The 8,808-nt window shown below is 37.1% G+C and carries 2 protein-coding genes and 2 pseudogenes; 2 read left to right on the plus strand and 2 right to left on the minus strand.

Annotated features, from left to right (window positions below; all coding sequences use genetic code 11):
- Positions 1 to 164: 164 nt before the first annotated feature.
- Both BG74_RS17065 and BG74_RS17070 read left to right on the plus strand, forming a co-directional pair.
- Positions 165 to 614 (plus strand): annotated as a pseudogene (locus tag BG74_RS17065) (hypothetical protein).
- Positions 615 to 784: 170 nt separating this feature from the next.
- On the plus strand, positions 785 to 949 hold the full coding sequence (locus BG74_RS17070; RefSeq protein WP_244267338.1) for a hypothetical protein: 165 nt from the start codon (positions 785 to 787) through the stop codon (positions 947 to 949).
- A gap of 7,314 nt (positions 950 to 8,263) precedes the next feature.
- Here BG74_RS17070 and BG74_RS20590 read toward each other — a convergent pair.
- Together BG74_RS20590 and ampE are read right to left on the minus strand one after the other, a co-directional pair.
- Positions 8,264 to 8,404: a hypothetical protein gene (locus BG74_RS20590; protein ID WP_439895677.1), complete on the minus strand. Its 141-nt coding sequence runs from the start codon at positions 8,402 to 8,404 to the stop codon at positions 8,264 to 8,266.
- A gap of 98 nt (positions 8,405 to 8,502) precedes the next feature.
- Positions 8,503 to 8,808, minus strand: a pseudogene (gene ampE, locus BG74_RS20595) (regulatory signaling modulator protein AmpE); the annotation flags it as partial.

The following is an 8,808-nucleotide window of genomic DNA, read 5'->3' on the forward strand; positions in this document are numbered from 1 at the left end:
GGTGTCTTCCTGCCATAACGACAGAGTATTCGATGATGGAAGGTCAACAGCACGCCGAGACGCTGAAATACGGGCTACAAAACCACCATATACAGCTATTGCATTGGGTGGAGCGATTGTCACCAGCCCAGCCTGTTTCTAGGGGTATTGCGCAAACTATACAAATGGCCGGCCCTTCGATCATTCTGGGCATCGCTATCGGCTGCGTTATTGTCTTCCTCATCATGCGCCAACTGGGTGAGATGGTGGTGGATGAGCAGGTGACCGGCTCGTTCAGCCACTTCGCCTATAAAATACTGGGGCAATTTCTCCGGTTTCGCCTCCGGCTAGAATTATTGGGTACTTGTATATCCTCCTGTCAACGATGGCGGCATTGTCCGCAGTCTGGATCTATTATGCAATACTGGTGGCCGAAACTGCCTACCTGAGTTTTGGCGGTGGTATTTTTCCTTCTGATTAACGCCATCAATTTGGCCAACGTGAAGCTTTATGGCGAAATGGAATTCTGGTTCGCCATTATCAAATTGATCCCCATCGTGGCGATGATCGTCTTTGGCGCCTGGTTACTGCAGAGCGGACGCAGTGGCCCCGAAGTCAGCGTTACCAATTTATAGGCGCAGGGAGGCTTCTTCCCCCCACGGCGGCAAGGGCTTGCTGATGGCCATGTAGGTTATTTATGTTTTTCTTCGGCGGTCTGGGAGCTGGTGAGCATTACTGATGCTGAGGCGGATAACCCGGCGCACAGCATTCCCCCAAAGCCACTAATCAGGTCATTTACCGTATTTTGATATTTTACATCGGCACACTGGCGATCCTGTTTTCGCTGTACTACTGGGCTAAAATAGTGGAAGGCGGCAGCCAATTTATATTTATTTTCCAGTCAGTTGATAGCTACTGGGTGGCCAATATCATTAATCTGGTGTTTTTGACCTCCGCGCTGTCTATATAATAGCTGTGTTTATAGCAATAGCCGCATGCTGTACGGTGTCTAGCCCGCCATAATAATAGCCCGTAATCACTAGCCAAAGTAGAGCGGCATGGCGTGCCGGTGGCCGCTACTCAGCGTCTCTGGCCGTGTCGCGACCGAGATTTGTATGTTGCTTAACTACTGATGCCAGGCCGAGCTTTCTGACTGCTGATGGGGTTGGTAGTTTCAGCGCTAGTGATCAATTGGAGCATGATCAGGCTGGAACATTGAAAATTTCGGTGCAAAAAGCACAGTAGGGTGTTGTTCTGCTCTTTCCGGCGATATGGTACCCGGTAGGCAATTGATTGCCTTTGCCTATACTTTTCATGGCGGGTATTTTAGCAATTATGCCCCTCATGCTAGGCATGGTCATTCAGTGTTTTTATTCCGGTATTGCTGGTGGTGTTGGGCATCGGTTTCGTGCTGAAAACCTTCAACCAGCGCGCTGCGCTAGTGCACGCTGATCCCCCTATTCTCGCGCCAGCACGATGTTACTGTGCTGGCGCGGGGGCCGTAGGCGGCTTTTTCACTGACGACTTTTATATCAAGAGTCATGTCACGCGCGGGCCTAGCGCCTGCAGCGTACCCTATACGATGTACTGCGCCGTATCACATCTTACATGCCCCATATCGCGTCTCACATGCCTTGAATCGAGGATTGCCCTCCACGTTTTACTCCCTGCATCCCGCTTATTGCAACAGGTATTCCTCTTCTTGGATTACCACTATGGTACAAATTTTCATCACGTTTGCTTGTTACGCTTCACTTGATTACACTTGATTTTTTTACATTACTCGTCAGGTATACTTATTTACGTACCACGAGGATGTCGAGAAAGGAGGCATATAACGATCTCAAAGAGGGTAAATGTAAGCAGGTCATGGGAAGTATATTAAACGGGGTTATTTTAAATTTATATACGCGTAAAAATATTATCATAATATGATTCAGTTCTTTATTTTATCGTTAAAACTAGGATTAAAGTACAACAGGAGATATGTACCTACCAATAAAAAATTCTGATTACTTAGCAGGCAAGATGGAAAATAACATTGGCAGTTCAATAGTTAACGCTTTCTCCGCATGTTAACGAAAAAAAATAACTTAAGGTCAGAGATTAAATTAATTATGAATATTATGTCTATATTTCCAAAATTAAGCAATATCGTTGCCAGTATCAACATTGCAAATGCCAAAGTGACGCCACACACAATGCGATTCCCTTCTAATCTAGAAAGTGTAGGTTACAGAAATGAAGTGCGTAAACTACGCGCCCACAAATGCGAGACCCGCATTCGCTTCCTACATCTAATTCACTACAGTACTTTGATAATAGGTAAAGTCATCTATGTATATATAATATATTATTATATATACATAGGGAAGATTAAACATTTTAACTTTCAACGAATGGCGCATAAAAATACTAATAGCAAAGAGTGATTATGCTACGCATCTTTAAATTTACTTTTTTAAAAAAAGTAGAGGTTTTATACATTTCTTTTAACAAAAAGATAGGATATGAAAAATTACTGTTAATAATCAATATAGAAATCATATCGAAATGCATGTTAACTAGGTTGATGATAAACAGAAGAGCCAACTGCCTCTTGATAATCATGTTAAATTTCTCGCAGCCAATCAGAACTGGACAGCCGCAACGTAATCAGACATAACGTCGCCAATTCAACCCCATTAGCTATGAGCTATAACCTAACCTAAAAACGTCAAAACAGCAGTCTATCCGCCGCCTCATCGGGACCTAAGTTTGATTTCCCAAGCTACAATAATCGACAAAGTAAAGTGCTCAGCGACTGCTACAAAAGGAAGAGATAAACCATGGATAATGATTGTCAATAAATAATTAATATTGATTAAAAATATATCAGATTTCTCCAGTGTAAAACTAGAGAAAGGACAAGAGCAAACACAGAATATAATTTCCTATATTATTTCTAATAATAATATGAAGTTCCTGGAAAATCGCATTCTAATAATTATAAAAAACTAGATGTTCCCTTAATGATTTTCTTAATGTTTCTGTTATGGGCCATCGATCTAGAACACGAAAAATTGTCAATGATCGAAAGACATCTACCGTCTATGAGCCTGTAATACCGGCTAAAACTGCTTGTTGCATTGCATTTCCTCTCTGCTAAGGAAAAGCCTGATGCTACAAACATTACCGCTACTTCAGCAGACAATAAAAACACGTCATCAGCGTCAAACGAGATCCTCTGAAATATTATCTTTTACGAGAATTCATCCCTTGTGATACTCACCCCAGAAACAGGCAGACTCACACAACATGCATTCCTTGAATGAGGAATACACTTTCCGGCCTTGGGTAATCTAACCTAGTGTTACAACAGAACGATGACCGCAATATTTAAGTTATTACCGAAAGATGGCCTGATAAAACGAGCCATCATAAATATGAACAACATGCGTTAGAATGTATTAGATGTATTAGCTATCTATAGATAAGATAGTCATAATGAATTGTTGAGTCGGGGTATGAACCATTAGCAAAACCAACACAGCTCACTTCCTATTTGAACTTTTCATTTCCCGTGAGAAATGATAAAAATGCCTTCGAGAACATTACCATTTATTTAGTTCACAAGAAATCATCAAGAAGTAGCCAAAAAATTACTTTATAGCACGGGTAACTATGGCGGCGATAATAGCGAACTACTCACTGCTGCAGAATATGAAAAAGTGATATATTATTAGTTGAGAGCTAATTAATTTCATTAATTTGTCGAGACTATAATCCTAGATAACATCATCTCGCTACAGGATGAAAACCACAAAATACGCGAGGGCATGTTCAGTATAGAAAATTTGGGAAAAAAGATAACATATGAAATAAAAATGATATTTATTTTTCTCAATGAAAAATAGAAAAGTATCATCGCTGACTACCTCCTGAATCACAATTAATATATATTTCCCGATATTAAAAATATCTGAATGGAAAAATCTTGATATTATGCGGTTTAATACCTAGCTGATTCATATAGGTATGAAATATAGAGATATTTAAAATACGGACCAGAAAATTATTAATCAGAACGAATATAAAGCAATAGGAGTTTCATTTTATGAATGGATTATGATAGTAAAATACGGCTATGCTTGCCGAGCATTTTCTTTTTCCGGTACGCATCGACATTTTCTATTTATTACAAACTCAACCTTATATCACCACTTAGAAATAGTCGAGTGAAAAAATAAAAAGCTGTTGAACTATTTTAATAATCTTGCACATTATATTCAGTATAACAATATATTGTATATTTACATAATATATAAATATTATGTAAATATACATAAAATTTGGCGGCCCCGAGAACAGATCGCATAATCGATTAAAGACAGTTGTTTGAAAAACACGGATCATTACACGCTCAAAAATGAGATTAAGGGTAATATTTACATTAAAAATTCTACGATAATAAAGTAACTGTAATAAAATATTATGATTTATTACCAAATGACCTTGAGATATATTCCATTTTGGAAGAATTTATTTACTATATATTATAGAAAAATAATATAGTTAGTTAAGAGTAATGTGTTTTATAACTTTAGTGAAAATGATATCCTATTTTTATACTAGGTAATACTATCATAAGTAGATGCCACTGACACACGTAGTCATTAATAGAGATGGAAAGGTAAGTTGTGCGAACGTAATTCCTTACAGATGTAAGCCACATAATCTACTAATAAAAGCACAAATATCAGCTGAAGTTCTCTGGTATTCCATTAATTTCACAAGAACGCATTCCGCTATCTTACGTGAAGAAAAGCTTGATAGTTACTGCATTAAGAATAACCTATTTAGTGATAAGTACGATAACAAATCTGAAATATTAATATTTATTAAGCATTAAATTATATTAATAACTTATTATCTACAACAGAGTATATCGATGTTTTTTTGATAATGTTGTAAAAAGTTTTAAGTATTAATATATTGCTATGTTGTATGACAGAAGATTTTCAAAGACAGTGCTTGAAAAGTTCATCAGATCTATGATATTACTAATCCCTTTTTAAAATTTCGCCGAGGACATAGAGAATAAGCATATCGTTGCAGCAACCATAGATTGTTCTTTGGATATTATTTCTCTCATTCCCGGCGTAGGAGATTGCTTGGAAAATTGCAGATAATATTGTCAAAAAAATCAGGTTAAATCTTCTTAGGAATACCAGTATCAATACATAGATACCACGTGTATTAAAGAAAAACATACGATAAGAATTTATATCCGCATAAAATCAGAACAAAAAAACGATCGAAAATATGTGAAGGAGTTAGCATTAACTACAGAGTTCATAAGGAAAATAGATCTCAGTTTTGGGTTAATTTATAACATCGGCCGTAGCAGGGTAAGAAACATTAGAAAATTATTGATAGAGTTCAACTATATCCATCATGTATCATAAGATTTATATAAGATAGAAAATGTTCACCTACTCAAATATTTTTTGAAAAGCGTCACGTCAGGAAATCCTCTTCTTCTAGTAGTTACGCATGGAGAGACAAGAGTTTTCCTCTTTATGCTTGAATGTCGTCAGTATTTACAAAATCATATTTATATTGCAAATAATGTATCAACAGATAGATTTATCAGAAATAAATATGTATTATCTAAACTAAACTATCCCTTAAGAGTTGGCCCTAGTGAATTAGGTGATTTCAGCTATTGCATTGCCAAACGTGATGGCATTAAAAGAAAATGCACTAGAGCATTCAATTATCTAAGCCCACATCAGAAAATTATTCTTGCTGATAATTATCTACACTATAACTAATTTATACAGGCATCTCCTTATCTGCACCAGAGTTTTCAACTGCTAGGCGTAAATAAAAAAGGCTATCCCCGCCTTAGAGAATAGTTACATAAAATAATATCACTAAATTTTTTCCTTATTGACAGTCTCGGCGTTATATTCACACTTATCGAAGTTAGTGTAATAGAGCGATAGGTTGACTTTCAATAAATGAACTTAAAACTTTCACTATAAAGATCTTGGACAATAGTGAGGTCTTTTTCTGCATAACAAAACATAAGAAAAAGATATAAAATACTCTACAGAGCGATAACCAGTCTCTCTACTACGCCTGTGACAAGTCACGATAATATAGACAGAATATTCGTGCTAAAGTTTATGATCGATCAGTTAGCACTACTAATCCCTTTCATATCGCAGCAGCCGGTAAATACCTTTCATCTGTGATACATGTGATAATTATTCATGGAAATAAATTCCTTAAGAGGAAAGTCATTAAGTAACACTATAATATATACCTTCCCTTCTAGCAAACACTTAATATAAAGTCTAGAGAATAATAAGGTTGACATAATACTGATATCATACGGTGATGTGAGAAGATTACAATCACTATAAGGAAAAAATGTATTTTTTATCAGATAAATTATTTAATGAGAAAACAATCATTTTCGATCCTGAAAATGACGTAATAATTACGAACGTTGAGAACTTAGTTAATGAGTCTTAGCTCAAACGAGATCCTGTTATTTTTTGTACCATGAAATACTTCATACTTATTTTCATTATCAAAACATCTATTACCATGAAGGAAAAAGAGTGTTCAGAGTTAATAGCGGTATAACTATTCTTGAGGAAGCACTAATAACTGGAACCGCCTATAAACATAATGGCTAAGAATATAATTTATATTATTCTGGCTATCTAGAAATAATTAATGATGAAATGAAATATTTCACATAAAATAATTTTAGAAAAAAATATCGCAAGCTTATCACCAAGATTATTATCACATCATGTCGGTTTATAGCTCAATCTATGATCAAATCAAAATAAAAAAATATAAAAAGTATTATTTTTTAAAACATTTAAAAAAATAATAATAAAATATTTTACCGCTTGATTTTTGCTCTACATGAAAATACGATTCTTAAGCTATCAACGATACTATACAGATAAAAATAGCATCAAAATATTGGTAAAATATTAATAAAATTATAATTTTATGTTTGAATGATTTTTCATTTCACTAAAACGAGTGTAAATTTTTATTTCATTAGGGTATAAGATGTTTAAATTTTTGGCTAGCATGTATGGAAGGAATTTTCTCCCACAGTGGTATCTTCCTGTTACGGATTTCAAGGACACGGATAATGAGATACCCAAGCTTTTACCCTTAGTTATAGAGCAGTAGTTACAAATTTAGATGCAGGATAAAACTGAAAGAGAGGAACAGCGCTCGGCCGAAGTAAATAAAATCAGAGAATGTCATCATTCAAAAGAATGATACTCTTAATTTAAGTCATTTAAATTTATAGGAATCTCCACCTTATATCCTTCCCAAGGTAAGAAAGATCGATGCCTCGCACAATTCTCTTTAGCAGTTTCCACCGGTATCTATTGTCCAGATTGAGCTGCTCGATTTAAGCCATAATTGACACAATTACCTGCTATTTATTCAGCGCCTCTCCTCCTGGATGAACATCAGCCATAACTCGCTACAATAGCCACCATCTCCCATTTATGAAACGCTGAAACATTTGCTGGTTAATAATAATCCATTAAGTTCCATAGATAATTTATCTAGTACTTCGTTAAAGTAGTTAAAGGCCAAAAATTGTCGTTTGTAGTATTTTTCTGCCATAACACCAATATTGAAATACATCAATCTTAATGAGAATAAAACTACATCTCCCCTCCTACATGATCTGAAACTTTGCAGCCGATAAAAATCAGTCATAATAAAATAACGCATCTCGAACATCTAATCGACAGTGTGTAGCAAGTTATCGCCAATGATAATCAACTGGCTGTACTACATAATCTGCCTCCAAACACATACACTTTATTGATATCAACAACAATCAACTGCGCCGGTATTTTTAATCTTGAAAATATGGTATTATATTATAGCTCATCAAAGATGACCATAATATTATTGACACTGTGCCTACCGTTTTTAGATAGAAAGACTGTAATACTTGTTTATATCTCAGTAACAATCCATCAAAGAGGAAAAGATAAGCAGGTTGAATGCGTCGAATTGAGTAATCAGCTCCTACGATAGCGCTTTGCGGCGCATCGTTCTTTGATGTATTGGCTGTATTTAGTTTGATAGACACTTAAAAGCGGATAGTGCTAAGGAAATGGTCTCACTGGAATACAGGAAGTCGTTCTCCCTTCCTCTACCGAGGCGATAGCATACCCAATTAGCGAATAACAAATTGTCGCTGGTCGTTTCTGCCAATACTGTGTAGCTAAGCCTTCCGTCAATTCGCATCTGGCTTTTGAGGTTTGCCACCCGCGTTTGGCAAACTAGACCAGCGCGCTATAGAGATAGTCAACAGCACCACTACAATGACCAACGTGACTTTCTTCGCCAGTGACACCGAGGTGCGCAGCGTTTGCAACGCATCCAGGTTACGGCTCGCGCGTCAGCGAAAATTATGCCAGCCGCGTGAGAACCTGATGCTGCACCCGCCAGGCGCATCGGCAACCAATCCAGCTAGTGCAGCAACAAATCGATGCCAGAGCGCGCGTTTCATGGGCTTGATGGAGCGGCGCGCCAACCACGTTTGCTAGGCGCGCAGAAATGCATATCCCTCCAGGGGCACCGGACTCCCAAGGGGGCTACCTACTACCAACCAGAACAGCAGCGCCAGATAAAAACGGAAGTTAATCCACAGCAGCGCATTTTACAGCACGCGCAGTCGATCGACAGGGGAACCTTTTACCAGCAGGCCATGTATCAGCGCCAGATCCCCGCTCATCGCTTTTCTGGCGTCGACGTTGCTGTAGGCGAAGGCAATCAGAT

The organism is Sodalis-like endosymbiont of Proechinophthirus fluctus (genome assembly GCF_001602625.1).
GTDB lineage: Bacteria > Pseudomonadota > Gammaproteobacteria > Enterobacterales > Enterobacteriaceae.